We start from the raw sequence: 26,412 nt of genomic DNA on the forward strand, positions 1-26,412 counted from the left end.
ATGACTTCAGATACCCCCCTTACCGCGACCATTTTAGTCGTCGATGATGTGCCCGAAAATCTGCGGCTGCTGACCCAAGAGCTGCAGCAGCACAGTTATGAAGTTCGCGGTGTTTTAACCGGCAAAATGGCTCTGACAGTCGCACATTCCACCCCAGTGGATTTGATATTGCTGGATGTGCGACTACCCGATATGAATGGCTACGAAGTTTGCCAACGGCTCAAAGCTGACCCCAGCACCGCCGCGATTCCTATTATTTTTATCAGCGCGTTAGATGAACCGTTAGACAAGGCTCGGGCATTTGCAGTGGGCGGAGTCGATTACATTACCAAACCCCTCAAAACTATTGAAGTCATTGCCCGCATTCAAACTCAGCTCAGCCTAGTACAAGCACGCCTGCAACTTCAGCAGTTTAATCAAGATTTAGAAACTCAGGTAAACCAACGCACTGCGGAACTGGCCCAGGCAAACCAGGCCTTGCAATCAGAGGTGCAGTTCCGTCAACAAATCGAAGCGGAGTTGCGCCAGAGTGAGGCCCGTTATCGGTTGATTGCCAACCACATGAGCGATTTGGTGTGTTTACATCAGGCCGACGGCACCCTGCAATATGTCAGCCCTTCTTGCCAAGCATTACTCGGGTATGACCCAGCAACTCTGCACGGCCAAAACCTCTTGTCGTTCTGCCATCCAGAAGATATCGATTTACTTCAGCGCTGTTTTCAGCCCGCCACCTCACCCGTTCAAGTGATTACGAGCTGTTATCGGCTGCGCTGTCAGGCCGGTCACTACGTTTGGGTCGAAACGCTGGCTCGTCCTCTAACAGGGGATGACACACAATTGACCGGGGTAGTAACCAGTTCGCGCGATGTGACGCAACGCCTCAAAATCGAGAAACAGCTGCGTTATGAGGCATTGCACGATAACTTGACCAGACTGCCTAACCGGAACTGGTTACAGCATTTCTCACTCTAGTGAGGTGCAGTAGCAGCAATTTGTAAACCAGTTTTTAATGTCTGTCAAAGAAACTTCCTTGANNNGAACTCGATAGAGTAAGCTTTCATCCCTGTCTCTTAGCAAATTCCAAAACATACTAAGTGTATCTCACGAGACTGGAAAAGGCTGTATCACAGCAACTCGATTTAGAATTGGTGCGTTGTCGGCATCATCAAAATTGTCAGTTTGGTCTGTTAATGCTGGATCTTGATCAGTTTAAATCGGTCAACGACACGCTTGGGCATTTGATGGGTGACCAGCTATTGATCGCCGTTGCCAATCGGTTGCAAGGTTGTTTGCGAGAGACTGATGTGATTGTACGGATTGGTGGCGATGAGTTTGTCATTTTGCTAGAAAATACGAGCGATGTACAGGAGGCCATTCAAGTAGCCAATCGCGTTAAATACAGTCTTCAGAAGCCATTTGAAATTCAAGGGCGAATCTTAAGAACATCGGCCAGTATTGGCATTCTTATCAACGACAATAGTTACACCACTAGCGATGACTTATTCCGCGATGTGGATATTGCTCTGTATCAGGCCAAAGAAAGGGGACGCGATCGCTACGAAGTTTTCGGCGCCGACATGCTGCAAATGACCGTCAAACGGGTCAATTTAGAAAATGATCTGCACAGTGCGATCGATCACCATCAATTTGTTAACTACTATCAGCCTATTTACGCTTTGCCCGAATATCAATTAATTGGATTTGAGGCCTTAGTGCGATGGGTAAAGCCGGAAGAAGGCCTAATTATGCCGGGAGAATTTATTGATCTTGCTGAAGAAACCGGCTTAATTGTGGCCATGACCCAGCAAGTGATTCAACAAACGTGTGAAGCCATTCAGCACTGGCAAAACTATGATTTAATGACGGACGATTTACGCATTGCAATCAATATTTCTGGACAAAGTTTTCGCGATCCAGATCTGTTGTCCATGCTGGACCAGACTTTGCAAAAAATGTTCGTATCACCACACCATCTCACGCTAGAAATTACCGAGCGGATATTGCTAGAACAGTCCAGCAATATTTTAGAAACTCTGACTCAAATTAAAGCGCGGGGCATCCGTTTGAGTATTGACGACTTTGGCACCGGCTACTCCTCTTTGAAATATCTCAGCAAATTTCCAATCGACATCTTAAAAATTGACAAATCCTTTGTGGACGAAATGTCGAGCAACGGCCACAGTATTGTGCGAACCATCATTGAATTGGCGCAAAACCTAAACATGAGCACCGTAGCCGAAGGTGCAGAAGACAGTTGGCAAGTGCAAGAACTCACGGCACTCGGTTGTGATGCTGTGCAAGGCTATGCTTTCTCCCCGGCCTTATCACTTGCGGCGGCGACAGAATTGCTGATGACCAGAAGCTCAAATGGGATCGCTAGGACCTCCAGCTAACCCCTGTTTGCTCACTGAAGTAGCTACACTTTAGTCAATTCTTTCAGCTAGTTCCATCCATCTTTCAGTCGCGGCATCGATAGTCTGGGTGAGGGTAGCCAATTTTTCCGAGAGGGTCTTCATCTCGTCATACCCACTGTCGGAATTGTCGTAGAGCAGTTTTTCCAGCGCTTCTTTCTCGGCTTCGAGTTCAGGAATTTGGGTTTCTAGCTGTTCGTATTCCCGTTTTTCTTTGTAAGAAAGCTTCTGGGGCTTAGCAGAGGCGACAGAGCGTGTGCCATTCTTAGCGGCAGAAGAAACTACTGATTTTTCATCTGCCTTTTTGCCATTATCGACTGCTTCAGAGCTCGGCCCAGTTGCCTCTGCTTGTCGATAATCGAGATAAACAGAATAGTTACCCGGGTATTGGCGAATGTGACCATTGTCCTCGAAAGCAAACACTGTTTCGACGGTGCGATCGAGGAAGTAGCGATCGTGGGAAACGACGATGACGCAGCCATTGAATTCTTCCAAATATTCTTCCAGCACCGCGAGTGTTTGCACATCCAGATCATTCGTTGGCTCGTCCAAAATCAAGACATTAGGAGCCTGCATCAACACCTGGAGCAAAAATAACCGCCGCCGCTCGCCCCCCGAAAGTTTGTGTATCGGGGCGTATTGCTGATCGGGGGGAAAGAGGAAACGCTCCAGCATTTGAGAGGCGGTGATGACGCTACCATCCACCGTTTTGACCAACTCAGCAGTGTCTTTGAGATATTCGATCACCCGCTGGTTAGGGTTTTTGATCACATCTTCGGAGTGCTGATCAAAATAGCCAAAATGAATGGTATCCCCGATTTCGATCGCGCCCTGATCGGGCTCCTCTCGTCCGGTAATCAGGTTCATTAAGGTCGATTTGCCGACCCCATTGGGGCCAATGATGCCAATGCGATCGCGGGGATTAAAAATGTAGGTGAAGTTGCGAATCAGAGTGCGATCGCCATACCCCTTCGTCACATTCTCCAGCTCAATAACTTTTTTGCCGATGCGTCGCCCAGCGGTGGCAATATCCACCTTGCCCAAACTTTCTTTAAACTCGCGATCCTGCATGTCATCAATCCGCTGAATGCGAGCTTTTTGCTTAGTGCTGCGGGCTTTAGGCCCACGCTTTAGCCATTCCAACTCCCGGCGCAACACCCCAGCATGCTTTTGGCGGCTACTGGCGGTCGAGGCTTCCATTTCGGCCTTTTTTTCTAAGTAGTAGCTGTAGTTGCCCGCATAGCCAAACAGATCACCGCGATCCACTTCCAAAATGCGATTAGTGACCCGATCCAGAAAGTAGCGATCGTGGGTGATCAGCAGCAACGCCCCGCGAAAGCCGTTGAGATAGCTCTGAAGCCATTCCACCGATTCCGCATCCAAGTGGTTAGTCGGCTCGTCCATCAACAGAGCATCCGGATTTGAAAGCAACGCGGCGGCGATCGCAATGCGTTTGCGGTAGCCCCCCGACAAATCTCCCACGCGCGCATCAAAGTCTTGAATGCCGAGTTTCGTCAGCACGACTTTAGCACTGGTTTCCAAATCCCAGGCGTCTGCCGCTTCAATTTTTTCTGTCACCCGCGACAGTTGCGACATCAGTGCATCCAAATCGCCTTCCCCGCGTTCCATCCGGTGAGAGATGTCTTCATATTCCCGAATCAGGGCCATTTGCTCGCCCGCGTCGGCAAACACCTGCTCTAGCACAGTGCGATCGCCCTCAATATCCGGCTGCTGCGGCAAGTAAACAATTTTGGCCCCAGAATTGCGCCAAATCTCCCCGCCGTCGATTGGTTCAGTTCCCGCAATCATTTTTAGCAGCGTAGATTTGCCCGACCCATTCGTCCCAATCAGCCCAACTTTGTCGCCCTCTTCCAAGCTAAAGCTGGCATCCCGCAGGATTTCTTTGATACCAAAATCTTTTTGAACCGATTTGAGAGTGAGCAATGTCATGGCAAAGTGCCGCAAATTGAAGGGATAACCGTGTTTTAGTCTAACGCTGCGGCTCACCCTCGGGAACAACGCACTCGCTCTGCATTGTCCCAATCGCCCCCATGGATCGAGAGTGCTCCATCAATGCAAAAAATTCGGATTCGCTATCGCGTGAGTCAAACACAGCGCGGCCTACGACTAACCCGGAGATTTAGTTTTGACGCTGCACAAGGCAAAATTTCCCTAGCGAAGGTAACCAGTTCTTTGGGGATGGCTCCGCCTAAGCACCAGGTAATGTCCAAAGCCCAGTTTTTAGGGCTTGCAGCTCCCCTCGCAAATCCATCATTAGGGTTCACCAAGAGTCAGCGAGACTTGTGCAGCGAGCTTCAAGGCAGCGAGAAGCCTTGAAAAATGTATCGATTTTTACATAAATTTGTCGCCGCAGGTTACGAAAGAAGTAGGCATTCACTCTAATCAGGAGGATCTGATGAATCAGCCCACAGAACGTGCCCGCGAATTACTCGCCCAACAGCGTCACGATGGCGATCGCCGCCAAGACTCCCTGCACGAACGCTCCGAGGAAGAGCTCCATCAGCAAAATCCCACCACGACCGAAGCCAAAGCCCGCGCCGCCATGGCCGAACAGCGAAAGCAAACTGCTCACATCGACGCCAACCTGCTCGAACGTAGCGAAGAGTCCGTGAAGTCTTCCTAACCACGCCTTCTATTCGACGCGCCGCTGCGGGCGTCTCAAACCCCCAACCCAGTCAAGATTCACATCAAGCTCACCAGGTCGGGGGTTGCGGCTAATCAGCGCTAGCAAGGGTAGGCCGTTGGCCCATTGCGGCCCGAGACCGGATTATGCGATCGCCATTACCTCGCGGTCAGTCACTGCCTGCCGCAAAAAAGTCACCAACTCATTAGAATCTCGGGTTTCTAAATCCGACAACAACATATGCTGTTCCTGATTCCAAGCCGTTAACGCCTTGGGCGATAACAGCGACTCATCACGACGACTATTGGCCAAGCGATACCAGAAAGCCATTCTCATATTGGTATCTAAGTCACTGTAGGCTTCAGTCAGGCGAGTCGGCACACCATGCAAAATTTCTTCCAGCGCAAGATGTCGATCTTCGCGGGGCAGCTGATGCAATTGCTGAATCATAATTTGGACTTTTTGCGAGAAAAAGGCACTGGGCGTTGCCGTATTGGAAGCCCGATGAATTTTCTGCGCCAAGTAGTTCAAAATCACTAACTGGGTATGGGCACTCGCGGCAAAAAAGCGATCAATAGAGTTGTCTATTTGATGTGAAGTTAAATTTATGGTTTTCATCGTGAGATCCTAAGTTCTGATTGGCCGTCAAAATAAATCAGACTGACTTCTGCAACAGGCAGCGTTGAGCAAATGTAGCGACGGAGGCATCTCGCCTGCGTCGCAATCACGGAGTGTCGCCAACATATCGCCAATCTTGCTCAAACTGCCTTAATGAGGCCCACAGAGGCCCATCAACGCAATTTAGGGATCAAGGGTTTTAGAGAAACTCAGTCGAGTTGAGCCTGACTATTCCATTGATCCCCAAAAATGAGCCATTGGTGAGAATCTTTAGGTTTTTCTTCAGCTTCTAGCAAGTGATTTTCACCAAGTGTCAGATGATGGCTTGATTTGGCTCAAAGTGACGAATAACGATAGGGGATCAACGTATTGTGTTTTCAATGTCAAGAGCCGATTTGTATCCTCAGACACAAATAAATTACTAAAGCGATAGGTAATTTTGAGTGATTTGTGGAGTCCATGAATGCAAGGGGATTCATTATTCTGCTATCTTCGACCATACAAGCGGTGCAATGAAAGTACTATTTTGAATGAATGGCCACGTCCGGTCGTTAGTCTAAACGTTCACTGAGGCAAGCACTCTGTATGTTCAGGCGTAAGTCCGCTCCCCTACTCACGTATCTCAGCCAAAAAACCGAATTTGAAGGCACGCTGCATGCCGAGGGTATGCTGCGCGTTGACGGCATTGTTCACGGCACCGTCGATGTGCATGGCGACATGGAAATTTCATCTACGGGCTTGGTGGAAGGGCCGGAGGTCAAAGCCCACAATCTAGTTGTGCACGGTGTGCTCAAAGCCCGGGTTGTGGCAAAAGGTAAGCTCACGCTAAGCCGCACCGCTCGCCTCGAAGGGGATGTGATCGCCGGGGCCTTGGAAATTGAGGCCGGGGCTTATTACACCGGGTTCATTGAAACGCAGGATGCGAAATCTTTGCCCCCTTCCCGCGATTTGCCTGAATTGTACGGAACAACGGATACGCCATCCCTCAATCCTTAAGGCTCACCGACTAGCCAAGCCATCACGCCTGCCACCACAGCCAGTCCCAACCACATAGGCAAACCACCGAACAGAGCGCCGATACTAGCCAAGCTATCGATAAAGGTTGATAGCGCCCAAGCGATCGCGATTAAAATCAAGCAGTAGATAAAACTCATCGTTAACTTTGTTCACAACTCCAGTGGGCAATCATCATCTGCTAGGGTACCTTCAGCTAGGTGGCGATTCGTGGCTTGTTCAAAAAGTGCCAGTTACCGTGACACTTGAAGATCCTGCCCATCGCTGAGCTGAGTCTTGGCAGCGTCACTCAACATAAGAGTATCTAACGAATTTCTAAGTTAAGTAAGCGGCAACACCAGCATTTTGCTTAACCGTGTAGCGACTGAGTGAGGGCAATGACCATGACTTCTCAATTGATTACCCGGCTGCGCCGCCCCTTGGCAGCGCTCAGCGGCTTAGCTCTCCTGGTCAGTATCTCTCCCGTTTTGGCCCAGACCGCCAACTCTGAAAGCATTACTTTGGCTGCGTACCCACCCGCTACTGCGAGTGTTAGCGGTAGTATTGTGGGCTCGTTTTCGCTTGCTAACATTGCTGGCAGTGATCAGCAAGGCAATCTTTGTGCTGGGTTTGCCGATGCCAACCCAGATCACATTCTGACTTTGCAAAGTGATTTTCCGACACTCACCATCACTGTCAACAGTGGCAAAGACACGACGCTGTTGGTGCAAGGTCCAGATGATAATTCCATTCACTGCGGTCAAGACATCAGCCGTAGCAACTTAGATGCCCAAATTGCTGACAATAATTGGCGGGCTGGCACCTACCGCATTTGGGTAGGGGCTCACGAGCAAGGTCAGCGATTTAGCTATTCGCTGACTGTTCAAGAGTAAGGCGAGGCCTGGCTGGGGTTCAACAAGGCATCCGCAGTAGACGTTGCCAGGTTACTTTACCCTTTGGCTATAGTTGCGATCGCCTTGCAGAAGATAAGTGAAGGTAGCATTTCCTGGAAAATCAGCTCCAGCGCGATATCTTCGACCTCTGCCATGAAACGAAGTGGATTTTGCTGGTTCCCAGTTGAGATGAGCGATCGTCGCCCCCAGAGTCCTGACGACTGCCGACCAAAGCCAACGAAAAATCTTTCAGCACCTTGCATTGGCCGGCTCCTTCCATGTGATTTGTACTGAGCTAATAGAGTGCCGCCAATCCCAAAGAAGGCTGCTTCGGTAGAGGATAAGTCTTGTTTGAAAAGCGCAGCCAATGGCCAATATCGCCAAAAAAACGGGGTTGCAAAATTTGCAACCCCGTTTCAAAGACTCTAAAGCAATAAAAATTACATCAAGCCGATTTGGGAAAGAATGCCTTGACCAGTGATGTATTCAGTCGCAATGCCGATAATGAAACCCAACATTGCTAAACGACCGTTCCAGGTTTCTGCGAAATTAACAAAACCAAACTTGTTTTCGTTTTCCATGACACTTAGCTCCTAATGCTTAATGTTGAATGTAATTCAAACACTTGTTACATATTGTAACGCAGGCAACTTTGAGTGTGGGTGACACTATCGATGGATTTTTTGATAGTGATTATGCGGTTCATCAATGCTTATTCCTGGTCCACTGTTTCAAGGTCGCAGGGGGATTTTGAAACAGCCAAACAGTCTTGATTACCTTCAGAGCTTTTGAGCCGTGGTCACAGTGAGGTCTAAGTCAGCACGATTTTCGGTGAACTGAAACCAGATATGCTTGCTGGCTTGCTGGGCTTCAGAGGATGCGGAGGATACTGATTCCTGTCTTGGGTTGGCGGCGGTAGCCTGCGTGTTTGCCTGGGATGATGCTGGGGCTGAACTCGCAGGCTGAATACCGCGATGGGGTTCCAACGCTACAGCGAGGCGTGTATACGTCATGACATTAGCCAGATTGGGCATGGTCGGATGCTGTTCTCGAGGGTGGGTAACGCATTCACCATTGGGCATCACTGTAAATTCTAAAATGGCCTCGGATAATGCTTTGGCATCAATCCGTGCGCCAAACAAGTTAGCTTTGCTTAAGTTTGCCCCTTTGAGGTTGACCCCGGTGAGATTAGCATTACGCAAATTAGCTGAGGTGAGGTCAGCCCCTGGCATGGATGCGCCCACTAAGTTGGCATTAGCAAGGTTAATTCCGACCAGGTTGGCAGAGGCTAGAAGAGTATGCCCGAGGTCGGATTGCGCCAAATTAGCCCAAGCCAGGTTGGCGGCCAATAGATTGGCGTGTTCAAAATTGCTGCCGCGAAAAATAGCCCCCTCAAAGTTAGCCCCTGGCAAAACGGCATGACGAAAGTTAGCTCCTGGCATACAGGCTTTTCGCAGGCTAACAAAGGGGAGTAGCTGGGCCTGTAAGTTGGCATTTTTGATCAACACGTTGTCAAAGGCGGTTTGCCCCTGTGCAAAAGCATTCAATAAATTGTGGAGAGTATTGTTCGTCATGGGTCTTCACTGAGGGTGACTTGAGCGGAATTGGCATGATGGCAGAAGTCGACGATCGCTCCCCTTATTCGAGGGCTTGATGACGTTTGAACGAAGCTATGCCGATGATGGGAATCATCGACACGAATCGAGTTGCGGCGATCGCAATTAGCTGAGGTGAAGATGCATTAGTCCCAATATAGGGGATGGCAATGAGGCATGGATGAATCAGCGATCGCATTAGCCAGAACTTAATCAACCATTAAGAAACGTGTAAACTCTCTGCGAGAAATACGGCTGCTTTGTGAAATTGCCAGTGATGGAGGTGCAGCGTGGCTAACACCTACGACTTAATTTATGCGGTGGTGCGCCAAATCCCCGTGGGTCAGGTAGCGACCTATGGTCAGGTGGCAGAACTAGCAGGCTTGATTGGCAAGCCTCGGGTAGTGGGTTATGCCCTGTATCGAGTGACGGAGGCGGACGAGATTCCCTGGCATCGGGTGATCAATGCCAAGGGGGAAGTATCGCGATCGCCCCACCGCAATGGCACTGATTATTTACAACAGTCGCTTTTAGAAGATGAAGGCATCGAGTTTGATGCGGCGGGGAAACTTGATTTGCAACGCTATCGCTGGATTGCTGATACGGCAGCCCTCGAAACGGCGATCGCCCGCATTCAACAATCATTAGGGATGGCCAGCCACCCAGATTAATCCTTGCGTTGATCCTCCACGGAGGCTCTGGCAGTAAAAAGCGGCCTAAACACAGTAACAGGGGAACAGCGGTATCGCCGTTCCCCTGTCATAAGAAATGAATTATCTGTCTGCGGGGCCTCGTTGACTTGGTTTGACGCCCCACATCAGCCTTTAATTCCGTGCTGTTGCCATTAAGCCATTACTGATAGTAACGGGCTTCCATCCACACCCGCAGCGCATCTTCATGATCAAAGTAGCGGGTGCAGTGTGAAACGGGATCATGAACCTTCCAGACTTCCGTGTCGCCTTGCATTTCTTTGGAAACGCGGGGCATGGAACCAGTGGTTAACCAATGAATCACGCTTTGACTGGCACGGCTGAGCAATCTTCCCAGCTGACTGGGATGGTAAGCCGTCGTGTAGCGGGGGCGACCAATAAGTGCGCCAAGCCCATGGCTGCGGGCGTCAAATAAGTTGGAGTTGTCAGTATAGCTATGCATAACGGTGGCCTCTGAAATACTGGAATGTGATGGAGTGTGTGAAGCAGATGATGTGCGGCGCAAGCCCATGGATAAGGGCCGATTAGACCGGATACCAGGAGAGCGTCGGTAATGAATAGCGATGAATCATTTGCTTTGATTTAAATGTAGCGAAAGCGACAGAAAAGACCCACGCACAATGTAGATGGCATGTATGCAAAAAATTGATACTAGAGACATTAACGATTGAGATAGGGTTGGGCTGTGGATGTTGCTTGGTTCTGCCCATGAATCCTTGGAAGTTGAAGCTATCGCAAATCAGAGCCTTGTTGGCGGTGGCGGAGTATGGCAACTTCAGTGAGGCAGCCCTACAACTAGACGTGACCCAATCGACCGTCAGCCACGCGATCGCCTCCCTCGAAAATGAGCTCGGTGTGGTGGTGTTTCACCGAGGGCGACATGGGGCGCAACTAACCCCAGTGGGCGAACGGATGGTACAAGATGCCCGCCAGATTCAAACCTTGCTAGAAAATATTACGAATGCGGCGGTGCAAGAGCGAGGAGTCGACGGCGGGACGGTTCGCATTGCGACATTTCGCAGCATTGCGACCCATCTGTTGCCTGAAGCGATCGCCCGGCTGCACCATATTTATCCCGCGATCCAAATCTCGATTCTGGAAGTGGATGAGCTGTACCAGCTCAAGCAAGCGCTGAGCCAGGGCCAGGCCGATGTCTGTGTGGCCGAAATGCTCTGTGGTGCTGAATTTGAAACCATTCACATTCTGGATGACCATTACATCGCGCTGATGCCGCCTCAATATGGTCTGCGAGATGCCCAACTGGCAATGGAAGATCTCTATAAATATCCGTTGATTTCTTCGAGCCACGATAGCTGCTCGGTGCGGATTCGCGATCGCCTCCGCGAGTTCGACAAAGACTTGCAAGTGACCTACCGCATCCGTCACGACTCTTCGATGGCGAGTATGGTGCAGCAGGGGCTTGGCATTGCCCTGATGACTGAACTCGCCGCTAAGCCGATTCCCGAGGGAGTCGGTGTTTGCCGCCTGCCGTTTCCGCTCTCTCGCCCCATTGGGGCCACGCTGCTAAAAGATGCCCTGCACAGTCCGGCGGTCTACGCCTTCTTGGATGCGCTGCAAGGGATTGGGGCATTTGCCTCGGCACAGGTGGGATAGGAAGCCTGTGAGGGTATGAGGGTGGCTAGTGTGAGGGGACACGCTCATGCTCTGCACACTGAATTACCGTAAAATCCGGGGATAGCGTGACGAGGGAACGACCAGTGCGATCGCTCTACTTTTTGTTGCCGGGCACCGATGGTAAGTTTGCCTGTGGCGGCCTCTTTGCCGAACTGAAAACGATGGAATTGGCGCGCCAGGTCTGTGACGTGGCAGTGGTCACGTATCAGCAGCGGGAGCCGAACACGCTATTTCTCGATGATGTGCTGCAGCAAGATACGCGCAACATCATTTTTGTGGTGAGTTGGGGCTTTCATGTGCCCAAACTGGTCAAGCGGTTGCAGGGGCGGGCGGTGGTCTATCACGCCCACAGTGCGGGCTATGGATTTCGCTTGCCGAGTCGGGTGCCGATTCTCACGGTGAGCCGCAACACCATGGGCTATTGGGGACAACTCTGCCCTAGTTCGCCCATTTTTTGGTTGCCGAATCAGATTTCGCCGGAGTTTAGCGATCGCGACCAACCCAGAGACATCGACGTGTTGGTGCAGGTGCGCAAGTCGTCGGAATATTTATTGAAACAGCTCGTCCCGGCCTTACAGCCGCATTGCAACGTGGTTTTGCTCGACCAGTTTGTCGATGATTTGGCGGGCCTGTTTAACCGCAGCAAAGTTTACCTATACGACACGGCGGAATATTGGGCGCAGTATCAGGTGACCGAGGGCTTTGGACTGCCGCCGATGGAGGCGATGGCCTGTGGGTGCCAGGTCTTTTCTAGCGTGAATGGAGCGCTGGCAGATTATCTCGATCCGGGGTTCAACTGTGAGGCGATCGGGACTTACTCCACAGCCTATGACGTGGCGCGGATTTTGACGGCAATTCAGGCCCCTACGGCAAAGCCCTTGCCCGATGACTTTTTTGACCCTTATCGCGAAGACAAGATCGTTCTACGCCTGCGGGAAATCTTGACGGCAGTGAATCAATTTTTTGACCACGTAGCGCAGCACCCCGCCGACGTGCCGCAGCTTTCGCCCCAGCGCATCAGAAAGCTACGGTTCCAGCGCTTTTGGCAAAAGGTCAGCCAGAAACTGCCGATCGCTCAAAAATGAGTGGGTTCAAGGGGACGGGTCCCTGCTGGTGATTGCGATCTCGTTGTATCAAGACCGAGGGACCCGTCCCCTGAGAATGCAGGAACCCGTCCCCTGAAAATGGCTGATTACAAAATGCGCCCGGAAGCCGATCGCTTCAAATATTGGCCCATGCCAGCGCGACCATGCCACTCGTCGCCATCGACAATCAGCTCGCCGCGTAAAAAGACCTGCTTCACCTTGCCCTGCACTTCGCGCCCTTCAAACAGGGAATAGTCCACATTGGAATGGTGGGTGTCGGCGCTGAGGGTGTGGCGCTCGTTGGGATCAAAGAGCACGAGGTCGGCATCGCTGCCGACGGCGATCGTCCCCTTTTGCGGAAACATGCCGAACATTTTGGCAGGGGCGGTGGAGGTCAGTTGCACAAAGCGATTGAGGGTAATGCGCCCCCCGTGAACGCCGCCATCGTACAGCAGCGGCAGGCGAAACTCGACCCCGGGTGCCCCGTTGGGAATTTTGGAAAAATCGTCTTTGCCTAACTGCTTGGACTTGAGGAGGCCGAACCGATTTTCGTTGAAGCAGAAGGGGCAGTGATCCGTCGCGACCAGTTGCAGGTCATCAAACTTGAGGCCGCGCCACAGGGCATGTTGGCACTTGTGATCCCGCAGGGGGGGCGTCATCACAAACTTCGCTGCGTCAAAACCGGGGCGATCGTATTCTTCGTTAGTCAAAAACAGGTAGTGAGGGCAGGTTTCAGCGAAAGCATGGATGCCGCGATCGCGGGCTTCGACCACCGCTTCCAGGGCTTCCTCCGCCGAGAGGTGAACGATGTAGACGGGCACTTCCGCCAGTTCCGCAATGCGAATTACGCGATGGGTGGCTTCCCCTTCCATCAGCTGGGGGCGGGTGAGCATGTGATATTTCGGCGAGGTGTTGCCCTGCTCTAGCGCTTCTTCGATCAGCGCTTGAATGACGACGCCATTTTCGGCGTGGAGGTTGACCATGCCGCCGTGGGTGCCGACCTTCCGCATGGTGCGGTAGATGTCGGCGTCATCTACCATCAGCACGCCGGGGTAGGCCATGTAGAGCTTGAAGCTGGAAACGCCATCCTGGGTAATGAGATCGGGCAGCTCCGCCAGCGACTCAGAGTTCACGTCGGTGAGAATGACGTGGAAGCCATAGTCAATGCTGCATTGGGGTTCGGCAGCGGCGAGGCGGCGATCGAGCGCGGCTTTGGGGCTCTCGCCTTGGAACTGCTGGGCAAAGTCGACAATGGTCGTCGTGCCGCCAAAAGCCGCTGATTTAGTCCCGGTTTCAAAGGTGTCGCAGGTGTAGATGTCGTTGCCCATCGGGGTTTCCATATGGACGTGGACATCAATGCCACCGGGAAACACCATTAACCCGGTGGCGTCATAGGTCGGCACATCCTCAGCGGGAATTTCGCGGGCGATCGCCTCAATGCGGCCCTGATCGACCAAAATATCGGCCACGTAATCGTCCACAGCGGTGACGATGCGCCCGCCTTTGATTAGCGCTTTGCCCATGGGGATGCTCCAAACTGATTGCGCAGTTTGAGGAAATTAGACTGACTGTTGCGCTTTGTAAGCCGCCCAGCCCCCGATATCGGAAATATCGGGCCAACCATGCTCATCGATCAGCGCTTTGGGATAAAGCATGGCGATCGCCGTTCCCCCGTCCTGCAAGGTCACCTCCGCAGGATACATATTGGGGGGCTCGGTCGACACAAGATGGTTATATTGCTCCACAGACAGTTGATAAAGTTCACCTGGAATCGATATTCCGTCAGAATCTGTTTCATAAATGCCGGGATGCCAGCCATCTTTGACCGCGTGCAGGCGATATTTGGGGGCAGTCTGCGCCTCGCTGACAAACGCCGCCCCTTGCAAGTTGCCATGATCGGGCTGGCCCCGCAGCGCCGAGCCGCAAATAAACACGAGTTTGGTTTCGGATGTGGTCATCAGGTCTACCTCTTAAACAATGAAATCGTTGGAAATGCCATCACTGGGCAAGCTAAACGCTGGCGGTTGACAAGCGCTGATCAGGCAAGGTTGGATGTGTCTGCAACCATGGTGAACACTGCGAGCCAAGCGGCAACAGCAACTTTCGCCTAATCTCTGTCCTGGGGTTACCAGGAAGCGTAGTGTGCCCCATGTTTCCCGATTTACCCCGCGACGCCGAGCGCTTGCTCTATTGAACGTGGGAGCGGTTCACGAAAGTTCCAAGGCTGCAAAACCATCACAGATTGCAACCAACCTTAAACATCGACTGACTGCGGGGTTTGTAGCGCTTCTAACGCGCTCACGACCCGGACTTTACTGGCATTGAGGTGCTCTGTAATCGAAGCGATCGCCGTTGCTGGGTCACGGGACGCGATCGCCCCACAGATTTGCCGATGTTCGTGGCAAATTTCCAGTACCCGGGGATTGTGGCGAGTCGTCTGCACCCGCAGCAACATCATCTTGTCAAAGACTTGATCGAGCAAATCCGTCAGCCAGGGATTGCCCGTGCTCTCGGCAATCTTGCGGTGAAACTGGTAATCCAGGTTCAACATTTCAAAGGTGTTGAGGGTAGAGGCTTCACGCTGCACGGCCCGTTCTGACTGGGCGATGGATTGTTGCAATTCATCCAGAGTGAGATCGCTGGCATTCAGGCAGGCGTCGCGCACCGCTGCTTCTTCTAGCGCAATACGGCAGTCGTATAAATGCACCGCATCCGACACCGACACCGAAATCACCCGCAGGCCACCACTAGAATCCACTGCCACCAATCCTTCCCGCTGGAGCTGGCGCAGCGCCTCGCGAATGGGGGTACGACTGACTTCGAGTTGGGTGGCGAGTTGCGTTTCCACCAGGCGATCGCCGGGCGGCAGCTCCCCCGACAAGATACTGGTACGCAGAGTCTGATACGTCTGCTCATGCAAAGAGGCGCGGCGCGGCAGCGGATTCGTTAGGGTCACCAGGTCAGCGTCCTTAGGCGAGGAAGATTCAATTCAGTGTATCCACAGGTTGTAAATCATTTTACAGAGCGTTTATTGTATACAGTATACGCTTCAAGACATAAAGTTCTTTTATGAACAGTTAACGGCAGGGTTTCTGCCAAGAGGTTTGTGCATGGTTTACCAAGTAGCTTCCACCCTCGCGGTCAAGGGCGATCGCCTCACCGCCATGATTCGGCAACTGGCCCAATTGGGAAAATTGCCCAACGGGGGGGTGCAGCGATTGGCCTTTAGTCCCGAAGATTGTCACGCGCGATCGCTGGTGCGCCGCTGGATGGTGGAAGCCGGGATGACTGTATCCATTGACGAAGCGGGTAATATGATTGGCCGTTATCCTGGTCGCGCTCAGGATGCGCCGCCACTGGTGACGGGTTCCCACATCGACACGGTGCCCAATGCGGGCCACTACGACGGCACTTATGGCGTGCTGGCCGGCATTGAAGTGGTCAAGACTTTATCAGAGCAGGGGCGACGCCTGGATCATCCCATTGAAGTGATTGTGTTCGCCGATGAAGAACGGACCATGGTGGGCTGCAAAGCGATCGCGGGTCGTCTCCTGCCCGATCCGGAACTGTATCGCAGCCGCGATGGCGAACCCATTCAAGCCTGTCTGGAGCGGGTCGGGGGTGACTGGGACATTATCGACCATGCCCGGCGCACGCCTGAGTCCATTGCCGCCTTTGTGGAACTGCATGTGGAGCAAGGCCCTGTGCTCGCCGCTGAACAGAAACAAATCGGCGTCGTTACGGGCATTGTCGGTCAGCGCCGCTACTGGATTACGGTGGAAGGGCAATCGAGCCATGCCGGCACCACGCCCATGCCCATGCGTCAGGACGCGCTGGTCGCCGCTTCACAGGTGGTCTTAGCGATTAGCCAGGTGGGCAACCAACCGGGCGACCAAGTGGCTACCGTGGGCCGCATGGATCTGCATCCCAACGTGCCCAACAGCATTCCGGGTCGGGTCGAAATGAGTCTGGATTTGCGAGACTTATCAAGCGATCGCCTCGACCAACTGCTCGCCGAAATCCGGCAAGCGATCGACAAGATTGCCGCCGCGACGGGCACCAGCATTTCCATGGCGCAGCGGCTCGACAACGAACCTGCCCCGGCCAATTCCCACATTCAACATGCGATCGCGCAAGTGTGCCAAGACCTTGACCTCAGCTATTGCCATTTGCCCAGCCGCGCCAGTCACGACGCCCAAGAAATGTCACGGGTCACCGATATGGGCATGATCTTTGTCCCCAGCGAGGGCGGCATCAGTCACTCTGAGACGGAGTACACCAGCCCCGCAGACTGCGCCAACGGTGCCAACGTGCTCTTGCACACCCTAATCCAGCTAGATCAGCATTACCGCTCTTCCAAAGCGGCCAGGGCAGTTGTGCAAGCCTAAGTAGGGTGGGCTGATCGGGGACGGTTCTCTTTGGATAATTGCCATGGGTTTGGCGTTCCATTTAGAGAGCCGTGTCCTGTCAGCAGGCCTTTTGCCCGACACGAACCACATTTTCAGGATTGCTAGAGCGTCAGCTATGAGCAAAATTTTGCAAATCACCTTTCGGAATCCGAACGGCGGTTCGGAAGCGGCTCAAAAAGCCGCCTGGGAGCGAGCGCATCAAATTGCCGCGTGGCCTGGCTTACTGTGGAAGGTGTGGATTGCTCAGCCCTCTGAGGCCGTCTACGGCGGCCTTTATTTGTTCGTGGATGAAGCTAGTGCCCAAGCCTATTTACAAGGGCCAGTGGTGGCTGGGATGCGATCGCTCCCTGGCATGAGCGACTTCTCTGCCCAACTGTTTGAGGTCAATGAGCCCCTCTCGGCCATCACCCGTGGCCCTGTCCAATCCTCGACGACTTCTTAAGCCGTAAACTCGACAGAGCGTTAACGACGCTCAGCTAAGGCAATTGCTTGAGTGCGGCGAGGGCTTCAGAGGCCGACTGCCAGCGATTTTCTAGACTCGGAGCTAAAAGCTGTTTGAGCCAGGCAGCAAAATCTGGCGTCACTTCGACAAATTCTTCAAACCGAATCCGCAGTCCCTTAGTGCGCATTTCTAGCGGTGATTTGCCCGTGAGGGCTTCAGCCAAGGTGGCTCCGAGACTATACAAATCGGATGTCGCCAATACCCGCCCGGCTGACTGCTCAGGCGGCAAGTAACCATCGGTGCCAATCATTGTGATCGCAGTCGTGTTGGCAGACAACGCCTTGACGGTGCCAAAATCAACCAGACAGACCCTTGCGGTCGCCACAGGCAAACCGGGTTGTAGCAGCAAATTGCTCGGACGCACATCGCGATGAATGATCGGGGGTTCATGGCGATGCAGGGCGTCTAAAATTTCTAGAGCTTGGCAGGCAATCTCGCGCACTTCGACCTCGCTAAAGATGCGCGACTGGCCCAAATAGGTTTGCAGTGAGACCCCATCAACATAAGACTGCACCAGCACCATCGCCTGGTCTTGGGTGGGCATTTCCATCTCAAAGTAGCCCAAATAGCGCGGCGTAGTTTCCAGGTTGAGCAACTTGAGCGCATCCACTTCACGTTTGAAGAGTCGGAGGTCAGTCGCGTCTAAACCATCATCTAAAAACAAAATTTTCAAAATAACGGGACTGTCGGTTTGGATGTCTTGCGCTTTGAGCGTCCAGCGCCCCGCTTTTTTGCCTAATTGACGCTCTACTTGATAGCGATCGCCCAATATTTGTCCGCCCATCCAAATCCTCTCAACACGACTCGCGACGATGAGGCCAATGCCCTGTTACTCCTGGAACCTGCGCTCCTCGTTTCTAACACAGGAACCCCGTAATGAAGACAGAATTTCGAAAACCGTAGTGTTTAGGGCTGTGCGCTGAAATCACCTTCTCAGTTCATTAAAGAATCTATACAGATTGGACAATGCCCAACCCCAACGCTTAGGGCTGCTATTTTCAAGCCACGCCCTCTAGCCGTTGCATGGTTGGCCCCAAGACTTAGCGATCGCGCCGCTTGAGCGGACACAAGACTTGGTTCAGCCGCCGCAGTTCGTCAGATGTGCCCATGCCAATGACCATGTCACCGGCACAAATCACCGTATTGGCATTGGGGCCAACGATCAGGGTATTGTCGGCCCGCCGAATCGCCAGGATTAGGGCCCCTGACTTGAGCCGCAGTTCCGCTTGGCCGAGGGTTTGCCCAACTTTTGAGCAGTCATCCACCGAGATCAAGAACTCTTCGACATAAACAGTGCGATCGCCCCCCGATAAAATGCCCTCCAAAAAATCCACCACTTGCGGTCGCAATGCAGCTGCCGCCATGCGTTTACCCCCGGTGATGTACGGCGAAATCACCACATCCGCCCCGCCCCGCTGGATTTTTTGCACCGCTTCTTCCGAACTGGCGCGCGCGATCGTGCGGATATTAGGCGCTAGGGTTTTGGCTGACAGCACCGTGTAGAGATTTTCGGCATCGGAGGGTAAGGCCGCGATCAGGCAGAGCGCCCGTTCAATGCCAACCCGCTGCAACACCTGATCTTGGGTGGCGTCTCCCTGATAGGTAATGAAGCCCAGGCTTTGCGCCGCTTGAATCGAATTTTCGTCGGAGTCGACCACAATAAAGGGAATGCGCTCTAGCGAAAACTCGGCGGCGACCTGGCGGCCCGTGCGGCCAAAGCCACAAATAATATAGTGTTGCTGCAATGAGTCCATGAGTCTCCGGCGTTGCCGTAACCGAATGCCAGCCTGAAAGTGGCCTTGAATCAGCGCTTCAGAGAACGAGTTCAAAATATAACCAATCACCACCACGCCCATCAAAATCAGCACGATGGTAAAAATGCGTCCCCGGGCGCCCAAAGGTTGCACTTCGGCAAAGCCCACCGTCGCCAGCGTAATCACTGACATGTAGACGGCATCCAGCCAAGTCCAGCCTTCTACCAAGCGATACCAAAGCACACCGGAGATGACAACGCCCAACAGAGCGCAGGCCCCACCGATGAGATGTCGGCGGGTGCGGAGATAGGTCGCTTCAATGAGGGTGTCAGACAAGGTAGGACGCGGCGGCGGGGCAGTCATGCAGTGTGACAAACTCAACGCAGATAAACATGGGCAATGACCAACCCGTTCTTGATTTTAGAAGTTCTTGCCGGGAGAAAAACAAGTCTAGGTTTCCATTTCGGAAATCAATTCGGCGATCGCGTCGCCTTGACACTAACGATTAAGTGGCGAAGGGGACACTTGCCTGGCAAGATTCCCGGAATGAAAAACCCGTTCCACCCAGCAGCGGCCCCCGGTCCCTTGATCGTGGCCTCAAGGATAAGGATATTGAGTTATCCAAGAGGGACCGGGGGCCTGGGGGTAATGCAGCGATCGCCCCCGGTCATATTTCTTTCAGCATAGTTTTGCTAACCAATTCTCGCTGAAAAGCTAAAAATATCCCGCAGAATTGGGCCTAATTTGCGTTCTGTAGACAGGATCGAAATTACAGATTAAGACCGCAAATGATAGTAGGTTAAATAACTTAGGAATCAGGATTTTATAAAATCCAAGTTTTGTCGGGCAGGCATCTTGCCTGCTCTTGAACAGCCGAGACGGCTGTTNNNAATGCCCTAAGGAATCAGGATTTTATAAAATCCAAGTTTTGTCGGGCAGGCATCTTGCCTGCTCTTGAACAGCCGAGACGGCTGTTCACACTTAATTTAATTCCAATTCCTTACTCAGTTAGGAGGCATATTCCCAACATGTTGACGATCGCCGACATTATGACCGCCGAGGTTCAAGTCATTGACCGTCTGGCCACCGTTGCCGACGCCATTGTGCAAATGCAGACCCACGGAGTGCGATCGCTCATCGTTGATCGGCCTGCCCCCGACTTGCCCTACGGCGTCTTGACCGAGCGCGACATTGTGTACAAAGTGTTTGCCCGCAACCTCGATCCAGACCGGGTGCGCGTGCAAGACATTATGCGCCAACCCTGTATTGCCCTCGAACCGCACGTCAGCCTGCGCGAAGCGGCCGTCACCATGTCTGATGCAGGCATTCAGCGAGCTCCCGTCATTCAAGCAGGACAATTGCTGGGCATTGTCTCGGTGACGGATTTAGTGATGAAAGGATACGTAGCCAGCACACTACTGCCGCAATAGAGGTTCCTTTCAAGCTGCTCACCAGTGCTCTGAAGGGCTGAGGCGCTGGTTCGACTGTCTGCGATCGCCGTACTTTCCAAGGTTTAAGGTTTTCTGATGTCGCTCAAACCCTCGCTTGATCCGGCTTACGACATTCTCCGTTCGGACGATCAGCCCCTCAGCGCCATTTTTAACCCAAAGACAGTGGCGGTGATTGGCGCAACCGATCGCCCCGGCAGTGTGGGCCGCACCTTATTGTGGAATTTAATTAGCAGCCCGTTTGGGGGCACAGTTTTTCCGATCAATCCCAAACGTCGGAGTGTGCTGGGCATTCGCGCCTATCCCAGCATTCGCGAAGCGCCCGACCAAGTTGATCTCGCGATCATTGCCACACCAGCGGCGTCGGTGCCCGACCTAGTGAAAGATTGCGTCGAGGCCGGGGTCAAAGGGGCGATCGTCCTGTCGGCAGGCTTCAAAGAAATTGGTCCCCAGGGCATTGAATTAGAGCAGCAAATTGTCGAGCAGTTAAAGCGCAGTCCGCTGCGACTAATCGGGCCAAACTGTCTGGGCATCATGAATCCGCTGACGGGGCTGAATGCCACCTTTGCCAGCAATATGGCGCGTCCCGGCAATGTCGGTTTCATTAGCCAGAGTGGCGCCTTATGCACCGCCGTTTTGGACTGGAGCTTTCAGGAACATGTCGGCTTTAGCGCCTTTATCTCCATCGGCTCCATGCTGGATGTGGATTGGGGCGACCTGATTTACTACCTGGGCGACGACCCACGCACCAAGAGCATCGTGATTTATATGGAATCGATCGGCAATGCGCGATCGTTCCTCTCTGCCGCCCGCGAAGTGGCGCTCACCAAGCCCATCATCGTGATCAAATCCGGTCGGACCGCCGCCGCCGCCCAAGCCGCCGCCTCCCACACGGGGACTCTCGCCGGACAGGATGCCGTTTTAGATGCCGCTTTTCGACGCTGCGGAGTGCTGCGGGTCGAGCACATTTCAGAATTGTTTGACCTGGCGGAAGTTTTGGCAAAGCAACAGCAGCGTCCCCAGGGGCCACGTCTGGCAATCATCACCAACGCAGGAGGACCGGGCGTACTCGCCACCGATGCGTTAATCAATACTGGAGGATCGTTGGCGGCGATCGCCGATGAAACCGTCGCTAAACTCAGCGAATTTTTGCCACCGCACTGGAGTTACGGCAACCCCATCGACATTCTGGGCGATGCCGACCCCGGTCGCTATGCCAAAACCCTCGAAATTGTTTCCCAAGATCCCAATAGTGACGGCTTGCTCGTGGTGTTGACGCCCCAGGCCATGACCGACCCCACCGAGACTGCCGAACATTTGAAAAAGCACGCGCAAGCGGCCACAAAGCCGGTGCTCGCCTCGTGGATGGGGGGAGCCGAAGTCACCCATGGCGAGACCATTCTCAATCGGGCCAGTGTGGCCACCTATCGCTACCCCGACGCGGCCGCACGGCTGTTTAACTTCATGTGGAAGTACAGCTACAACCTGCGGGGCATTTACGAAACCCCTGCCCTGTTGCCCGAGTCCGAATTTGGCCATACCGATCGCGCTCAAGTCGAAACCATCATCGAGGCGGCCAAAGCAACGGGCCGCACCCTCCTCACCGAGTTGGAATCCAAACAAATTCTCAGTGCTTACGGCATTCCCACCGTAGAGTCGCGCTTTGCCGAGACGCCCGAAGCCGCCGTTGCCCATGCCAAAGCGCTGGGGTATCCCGTCGTGCTGAAGCTGGTGTCCCACACCTTTGTCCACAAAACAGATGTGGGCGGCGTGAAACTCAACTTGCAAAATGCGACGGCGGTCAAACGCGCCTTTGCTGACATTCAAGCCGCGATCGCCGAAAAAGTCGGCACCGACCACTTTCAAGGGGTCACAGTGCAGCCCATGATCGATCGCGCCCAAGGCTACGAGGTGATTATTGGCAGCAGCTTGGATGCCCAATTTGGCCCCGTCATTCTCTTTGGCACCGGGGGGCAACTGGTAGAAGTCTTCAAAGATCGAGCGATCGCCCTGCCGCCCCTCAATACCACTCTGGCGCGTCGTCTGATGGAGCAAACTAAAATTTACGAGGCTTTGCAAGGCGTGCGGGGCAGGGAACCGGCTGATCTCGGCGAATTAGAAATGCTGTTAGTGCGATTTAGCCAACTTACCCTTGAGCAACCCTGGATCAAAGAAATCGACATCAACCCCCTCCTTGTCGCCGAAGCAAACAGTCGCTATCCCCTCCTGGCGTTAGATGCCCGCATTGCCCTGCATCCTGCCAACACCGATACGGCCACGATTCCCAAGCCCGCCATTCGTCCCTATCCCGCCCAATACGTTTCTCCCTGGCAGCTCAAAGACGAAACCGCCGTCACCGTGCGTCCCATTCGCCCCGAAGACGAGCCGCTCCTCGTCCAGTTTCACCGTACCCTCTCGGAAGAGAGCGTCTACTTCCGTTACTTCCATCTGATGACGCTGAACCATCGCATCGCCCATGAGCGGCTGACCCGCATCTGCTTTGTGGACTACGATCGCGAAATGGCCCTGGTAGTCGATCACAAAGACGACAGTGGCAACCACCAAATTCTCGGAGTCGGTCGCTTAAGCAAATCTCACGGTACTCAGGCCGCCGAGTTTGCCATGCTGATCAGTGATACTTACCAAAAACAAGGCATCGGCACCAAGCTGTTAGAGCAATTGGTGCAGGTCGGTCGCGATGAAGGGCTAGACTATATCACCGCCGAAATCTTGCACGAAAATCGTGCCATGCAGCGGGTGTGCGAAAAGGTCGGCTTTGAGCTGAAACGCACCCCGGACTTTGTTGACGCCAAGATTTACTTGACCGGCGAGGGCAGCGAGTAATGCCAGTGCTGGTTAACAGCACTCCATAAGCGGGGGAGCAAGGGAGAAAGGGGGCACCATGTGTTGTCCCGATTTACAGCAAGGAGACAACCACGATGAGCCGACCTGTCGACTTGACTGCTCACTCCTCGACACGGTGTACAGATTCCGCCAGAAAGAGCTTTGGATTCGTTTTGAGTCCTACTGCGATCGCGGCAGCCAAATCACAAATATCGTGCCGTGCTCGTGAGCCTCTGCAGAAATCATGTCAGGCAATGAATAGGGCCAAGCCGAGAGCGGACTAAACACCTGCATCTGACCGTGCATTTCTTGCACCAAATCCGCCGCGATCGCCAGTCCTAGCCCACTGCCATCCAAGTCTCCAGCTGCCTGCAAACCCCGGTAATGCCGCTCAAAAATGCGCCCCTGATCTTCTGGGGGAATGCCAGGGCCCGTATCTCCCACCACAATGCCGACTAAGTCGGGGGCGCTGGGCAAAGACCACCCCCATTCCAACCAGATTTGGCTGCCAGGCGTAGCGTATTTCAGCGCATTGTCGATCACAATGCTCAAACTCTCAGTCAGCGCTTTAGGATCAGCCTGCACCTGCAGACCTTCATCATCCGCAATCGCTTGCAGCCATAACCCCGCATCTTCGGCGAGGGGCTGTGTGAGTTCCACCAATGGCAAAACGATCGTGGCGATCGCGATCGTCTGCAGGGTCAAGGCTCCCCCAAAATGAGCCAATGAATCCGGGGCTGCCGCCAAGGCTGGCGAGGCCTTAACCGTCTTATCAGCAGGCAGCAGTAAGGGAATGGTGGTCGCGGTCTCCTCCCGCGAATCATCCGCCGCCTGGAGCGTGTCATCAAAGTAGCCCAGCAATTCTTGCATGCGATCGCTCTCGCGCAGCATGTTAGTCACCAGCCGCCGATTGGGATCTTCCGTCGGTAATCGCTTGGTCAGCAACTTGCCAAAGGTTTTCAGCGCCGTCAGCGGACTGCGCAACTGATGCAGCAGCTCATGGAAGCGATCGGACTGCTGTGCCTGCACATGGTCTAAAGACGACATCTGCGTTTTCAGCCATTGACCACGCTGATCTAACACACAAGCGAGAGTCAGCGATCGCGCACATTCCTCCAGGCGATCGCGCTCGACATCGCGCCAGGGGCGATCGGCGCGCCAGCTCACCAGCACCCCAAACACGCCGCCCTCATGCATCATAGGAATCGCCAATTGCTCCGGCGGTGCTGCTGTATCAGCCGACTCAGAAGGAGCAGACTCAAACGGCCGGACGGCGGCAAGCTTATCAGGCCGCCCCCGTAGCGCGGCTAAGTTACCCGTTGCTGCCGGCAACGACCTGTTCAACGTTGGGGATTCTGTCCCAGCCGGCTCTGGTGGGTAGACCGCGATCGGCAATAAATTAGGGCTGGCTTGATCTGACCACCCTTCCGCCATGTAGACAGCAGTCGAGTCAGCCCCTACCAGCTTGGTCATCATCGCCAATTGAGACTGACACAGGGCGGCAAATTCTGCGCTGGCAGGCATCAACATCATCAAAATCGCCGAAAAGCCTTTCAAAAAGAAAAATCAAACCCCTGACCAGGAGCTGTATACAGCTTCAGACTATGGGTAAGGGGCGGCTCACGAAAACTTACCATTTAACCACGCCAGTTACCCAATAGTACGTTTAGACAAGTTGAAATTTTAGTTTTTACCGGATATACTTTGCAAGGTTAGGGTTTTGTAGCACAAACTACATCCCCTATTTTATATGTACACCAGAGAGTAGGAGGTAGGCAGGTTGGCAAGAAGACGTAAACGCAAAAGCCGCCGTCGTCTAGAAGGTAGGCGTATTCTGGAGTGTGTACCTCAATATAGTATCGAAAGTGGCACTGATAAACCGGTGACCGCAGCTCGTAACTTTATCCATAGTGAAAACATTGCTCCCCCCGCATTGTTATTGGTGAAACGTAACGAGCACACAACTGATCGATATTTTTGGGCAGAGAAAGGTCTGTTTGGTGCCCAGTATGTTGAAGAGAACCACTTTTTGTTTCCTAGCTTGAGAGCCCTGTTGAATGAAGATGAAGATGAAGTGGTGAGCTTATCGAAGTAAGCGTTTCATCTGATCGCTGGAGTTCTTGAGACAATAAAGTTTTCCAGCCTTTCAGTATCTCGTTTAGAAACAAGAGAAACAGTAGACTCCTAAATTAACGAGAGGCAGAGATTAACTACTCTGTCTCTCGTTGTTGCTTTAAAGGTAAGTGAGCAACTAGCGTGGCGAGTTCGTCACGGTGGGCTGTGACCTTTAGTCGTGTTTCAACGGCTTGGTCTGCGGCCTGGGTTGTCTCATCCGATGGCAAAACACAAAACGAAACTTGCTCTAAGCGATTGGCCCCGCGCCAATAAAACCAAGCAGCCAGCGGCGATAACCCCAACAACGCATAAGGCCAATAACCCAGCTGTGGGGCCGATATGACTATTACCAACGCTAGGCACAATAAACCAACCGCTGCGAGCCCTCCCAAAAAAACCGCCAGAAACACGCTGGCCCCAACGTTGCCTTCCAAAGCGATTTGCCCCGACTCCGGATCGACCACTTTGACCCGATAGGCCCGATTGGCAAAATACTCCTGCAGTTTTTCTAGCAGGGCCACATCCGATAGAGCTGTCACGTACAGGGCTGTCTCGGTGCGGTCTTTGGTCGAAGCCCGAATAAAAAAGAACAGTCCAATAAATAGCAGAAAGGTCAACCCAAAGATCGAGGGCGGCACCAGTTGTTCGACAGCAGTCATAGAATTCCGTTCAGATCAGTAATTCAGCAAAAAGCGCTGGTAAAGCGATCGCTTATGTGGGCCAAGGGCCAGGTTCACTAGGGCCGCAGGTCTGAGT

At 53.2% G+C, this 26,412-nt stretch carries 27 protein-coding genes; 13 read left to right on the forward strand and 14 right to left on the reverse strand.

Annotated features, from left to right (window positions below):
- Complete coding sequence (locus DYY88_RS22725; protein ID WP_052288617.1) at window positions 1-972, forward strand: response regulator; 972 nt, start codon at window positions 1-3, stop codon at window positions 970-972.
- A 122-nt stretch (window positions 973-1,094) separates the two neighbouring features.
- Window positions 1,095-2,393: a putative bifunctional diguanylate cyclase/phosphodiesterase gene (locus DYY88_RS22730; protein WP_052288618.1), complete on the forward strand. Its 1,299-nt coding sequence runs from the start codon at window positions 1,095-1,097 to the stop codon at window positions 2,391-2,393.
- 30 nt (window positions 2,394-2,423) lie between these two features.
- Here the strand turns inward: DYY88_RS22730 and DYY88_RS22735 are convergent, their stop codons facing one another.
- Complete coding sequence (locus tag DYY88_RS22735; protein ID WP_039728778.1) at window positions 2,424-4,361, reverse strand: ABC-F family ATP-binding cassette domain-containing protein; 1,938 nt, start codon at window positions 4,359-4,361, stop codon at window positions 2,424-2,426.
- A 466-nt stretch (window positions 4,362-4,827) separates the two neighbouring features.
- On the opposite strand from DYY88_RS22735, the gene DYY88_RS22740 reads away from it, so the two are divergent.
- Entirely contained in the window at window positions 4,828-5,055 is a 228-nt protein-coding gene (locus tag DYY88_RS22740; protein ID WP_039730375.1) for a hypothetical protein, read from the forward strand.
- 144 nt (window positions 5,056-5,199) lie between these two features.
- Here the strand turns inward: DYY88_RS22740 and DYY88_RS22745 are convergent, their stop codons facing one another.
- On the reverse strand, window positions 5,200-5,673 hold the full coding sequence (locus DYY88_RS22745) for an orange carotenoid protein N-terminal domain-containing protein (protein WP_039728780.1): 474 nt from the start codon (window positions 5,671-5,673) through the stop codon (window positions 5,200-5,202).
- Window positions 5,674-6,258: 585 nt separating this feature from the next.
- Here DYY88_RS22745 and DYY88_RS22750 point away from each other — a divergent pair.
- Window positions 6,259-6,669 carry a bactofilin family protein gene (locus tag DYY88_RS22750; RefSeq protein WP_039728781.1) on the forward strand — a complete coding sequence of 137 codons (411 nt, stop codon included), beginning with the start codon at window positions 6,259-6,261 and terminating at the stop codon, window positions 6,667-6,669.
- Here the strand turns inward: DYY88_RS22750 and DYY88_RS24375 are convergent.
- Window positions 6,666-6,827, reverse strand: coding sequence for a hypothetical protein (locus DYY88_RS24375; RefSeq protein WP_160299602.1), 162 nt, complete (start codon window positions 6,825-6,827; stop codon window positions 6,666-6,668). The two genes, DYY88_RS22750 and DYY88_RS24375, sit on opposite strands and share 4 nt — an antisense overlap.
- Window positions 6,828-7,070: 243 nt before the next feature.
- Here DYY88_RS24375 and DYY88_RS22755 point away from each other — a divergent pair, with 243 nt between their 5' ends.
- Complete coding sequence (locus DYY88_RS22755; RefSeq protein ID WP_130199569.1) at window positions 7,071-7,559, forward strand: hypothetical protein; 489 nt, start codon at window positions 7,071-7,073, stop codon at window positions 7,557-7,559.
- Between the two features lie 56 nt (window positions 7,560-7,615).
- Here DYY88_RS22755 and DYY88_RS22760 read toward each other — a convergent pair whose 3' ends face one another.
- The 3 genes from DYY88_RS22760 to DYY88_RS22770 form a co-directional block, all read right to left on the reverse strand.
- The gene (locus tag DYY88_RS22760) at window positions 7,616-7,822 is read right to left on the reverse strand and encodes a hypothetical protein (RefSeq protein ID WP_039728782.1); all 207 of its coding nucleotides are present in this window, start codon (window positions 7,820-7,822) and stop codon (window positions 7,616-7,618) included.
- A gap of 177 nt (window positions 7,823-7,999) precedes the next feature.
- On the reverse strand, window positions 8,000-8,140 hold the full coding sequence (locus DYY88_RS22765; protein ID WP_039728783.1) for a CAB/ELIP/HLIP family chlorophyll-binding protein: 141 nt from the start codon (window positions 8,138-8,140) through the stop codon (window positions 8,000-8,002).
- A gap of 198 nt (window positions 8,141-8,338) precedes the next feature.
- Window positions 8,339-9,133, reverse strand: a complete 795-nt coding sequence (locus DYY88_RS22770) for a pentapeptide repeat-containing protein (protein WP_052288620.1) — start codon at window positions 9,131-9,133, stop codon at window positions 8,339-8,341.
- Window positions 9,134-9,444: 311 nt separating this feature from the next.
- On the opposite strand from DYY88_RS22770, the gene DYY88_RS22775 reads away from it, so the two are divergent.
- Window positions 9,445-9,825 (forward strand): MGMT family protein, encoded by a 381-nt coding sequence (locus DYY88_RS22775; RefSeq protein WP_039728784.1) that lies wholly within the window; start codon window positions 9,445-9,447, stop codon window positions 9,823-9,825.
- A 181-nt stretch (window positions 9,826-10,006) separates the two neighbouring features.
- Here the strand turns inward: DYY88_RS22775 and DYY88_RS22780 are convergent, their stop codons facing one another.
- Window positions 10,007-10,306, reverse strand: a complete 300-nt coding sequence (locus DYY88_RS22780) for a hypothetical protein (protein WP_039728786.1) — start codon at window positions 10,304-10,306, stop codon at window positions 10,007-10,009.
- Window positions 10,307-10,572: 266 nt separating this feature from the next.
- Between DYY88_RS22780 and DYY88_RS22785 the strand changes: the two genes are divergently transcribed.
- Window positions 10,573-11,478, forward strand: a complete 906-nt coding sequence (locus tag DYY88_RS22785; protein ID WP_039728791.1) for a LysR family transcriptional regulator — start codon at window positions 10,573-10,575, stop codon at window positions 11,476-11,478.
- A gap of 86 nt (window positions 11,479-11,564) precedes the next feature.
- Window positions 11,565-12,584, forward strand: a complete 1,020-nt coding sequence (locus DYY88_RS22790) for a glycosyltransferase (protein WP_242517663.1) — start codon at window positions 11,565-11,567, stop codon at window positions 12,582-12,584.
- Window positions 12,585-12,691: 107 nt separating this feature from the next.
- Here DYY88_RS22790 and hydA read toward each other — a convergent pair whose 3' ends face one another.
- From hydA to DYY88_RS22805, 3 genes are all read right to left on the reverse strand, one after another.
- Complete coding sequence (hydA, locus tag DYY88_RS22795; RefSeq protein WP_039728794.1) at window positions 12,692-14,107, reverse strand: dihydropyrimidinase; 1,416 nt, start codon at window positions 14,105-14,107, stop codon at window positions 12,692-12,694.
- Between the two features lie 36 nt (window positions 14,108-14,143).
- Window positions 14,144-14,542, reverse strand: a complete 399-nt coding sequence (locus tag DYY88_RS22800) for an allophanate hydrolase-related protein (RefSeq protein ID WP_039728795.1) — start codon at window positions 14,540-14,542, stop codon at window positions 14,144-14,146.
- Between the two features lie 296 nt (window positions 14,543-14,838).
- The gene (locus DYY88_RS22805; RefSeq protein ID WP_039728796.1) at window positions 14,839-15,540 is read right to left on the reverse strand and encodes a GntR family transcriptional regulator; all 702 of its coding nucleotides are present in this window, start codon (window positions 15,538-15,540) and stop codon (window positions 14,839-14,841) included.
- A gap of 154 nt (window positions 15,541-15,694) precedes the next feature.
- On the opposite strand from DYY88_RS22805, the gene DYY88_RS22810 reads away from it, so the two are divergent.
- Together DYY88_RS22810 and DYY88_RS22815 are read left to right on the forward strand one after the other, a co-directional pair.
- A complete protein-coding gene (locus DYY88_RS22810; protein WP_039728797.1) occupies window positions 15,695-16,972 on the forward strand; it encodes a Zn-dependent hydrolase in 1,278 nt (425 codons plus the stop codon).
- 136 nt (window positions 16,973-17,108) lie between these two features.
- Window positions 17,109-17,435 carry a YdhR family protein gene (locus DYY88_RS22815; protein ID WP_052288621.1) on the forward strand — a complete coding sequence of 109 codons (327 nt, stop codon included), beginning with the start codon at window positions 17,109-17,111 and terminating at the stop codon, window positions 17,433-17,435.
- A gap of 34 nt (window positions 17,436-17,469) precedes the next feature.
- Here DYY88_RS22815 and DYY88_RS22820 read toward each other — a convergent pair whose 3' ends face one another.
- Window positions 17,470-18,279, reverse strand: a complete 810-nt coding sequence (locus DYY88_RS22820; RefSeq protein ID WP_044151716.1) for a serine/threonine protein kinase — start codon at window positions 18,277-18,279, stop codon at window positions 17,470-17,472.
- Window positions 18,280-18,535: 256 nt separating this feature from the next.
- Entirely contained in the window at window positions 18,536-19,612 is a 1,077-nt protein-coding gene (locus DYY88_RS22825; protein ID WP_044151391.1) for a potassium channel family protein, read from the reverse strand.
- Window positions 19,613-20,277: 665 nt separating this feature from the next.
- Between DYY88_RS22825 and DYY88_RS22830 the strand changes: the two genes are divergently transcribed.
- Window positions 20,278-20,679 (forward strand): CBS domain-containing protein, encoded by a 402-nt coding sequence (locus DYY88_RS22830; protein WP_052288622.1) that lies wholly within the window; start codon window positions 20,278-20,280, stop codon window positions 20,677-20,679.
- Between the two features lie 96 nt (window positions 20,680-20,775).
- A complete protein-coding gene (locus DYY88_RS22835) occupies window positions 20,776-23,541 on the forward strand; it encodes a bifunctional acetate--CoA ligase family protein/GNAT family N-acetyltransferase (protein ID WP_039728798.1) in 2,766 nt (921 codons plus the stop codon).
- 180 nt (window positions 23,542-23,721) lie between these two features.
- Here DYY88_RS22835 and DYY88_RS22840 read toward each other — a convergent pair whose 3' ends face one another.
- Window positions 23,722-25,074: a sensor histidine kinase gene (locus DYY88_RS22840; RefSeq protein ID WP_130199571.1), complete on the reverse strand. Its 1,353-nt coding sequence runs from the start codon at window positions 25,072-25,074 to the stop codon at window positions 23,722-23,724.
- Window positions 25,075-25,321: 247 nt separating this feature from the next.
- Here DYY88_RS22840 and DYY88_RS22845 point away from each other — a divergent pair, with 247 nt between their 5' ends.
- Window positions 25,322-25,636, forward strand: coding sequence for a DUF3155 domain-containing protein (locus DYY88_RS22845; protein ID WP_039728799.1), 315 nt, complete (start codon window positions 25,322-25,324; stop codon window positions 25,634-25,636).
- Window positions 25,637-25,751: 115 nt separating this feature from the next.
- On the opposite strand, the gene DYY88_RS22850 is transcribed toward DYY88_RS22845, so the two are convergent.
- Window positions 25,752-26,315, reverse strand: a complete 564-nt coding sequence (locus DYY88_RS22850; protein WP_039728801.1) for a cofactor assembly of complex C subunit B — start codon at window positions 26,313-26,315, stop codon at window positions 25,752-25,754.
- Window positions 26,316-26,412: the final 97 nt, after the last annotated feature.

Source organism: Leptolyngbya iicbica LK (genome assembly GCF_004212215.1).
GTDB classification, from domain to species: Bacteria; Cyanobacteriota; Cyanobacteriia; order Phormidesmidales; family Phormidesmidaceae; genus Halomicronema; species Halomicronema iicbica.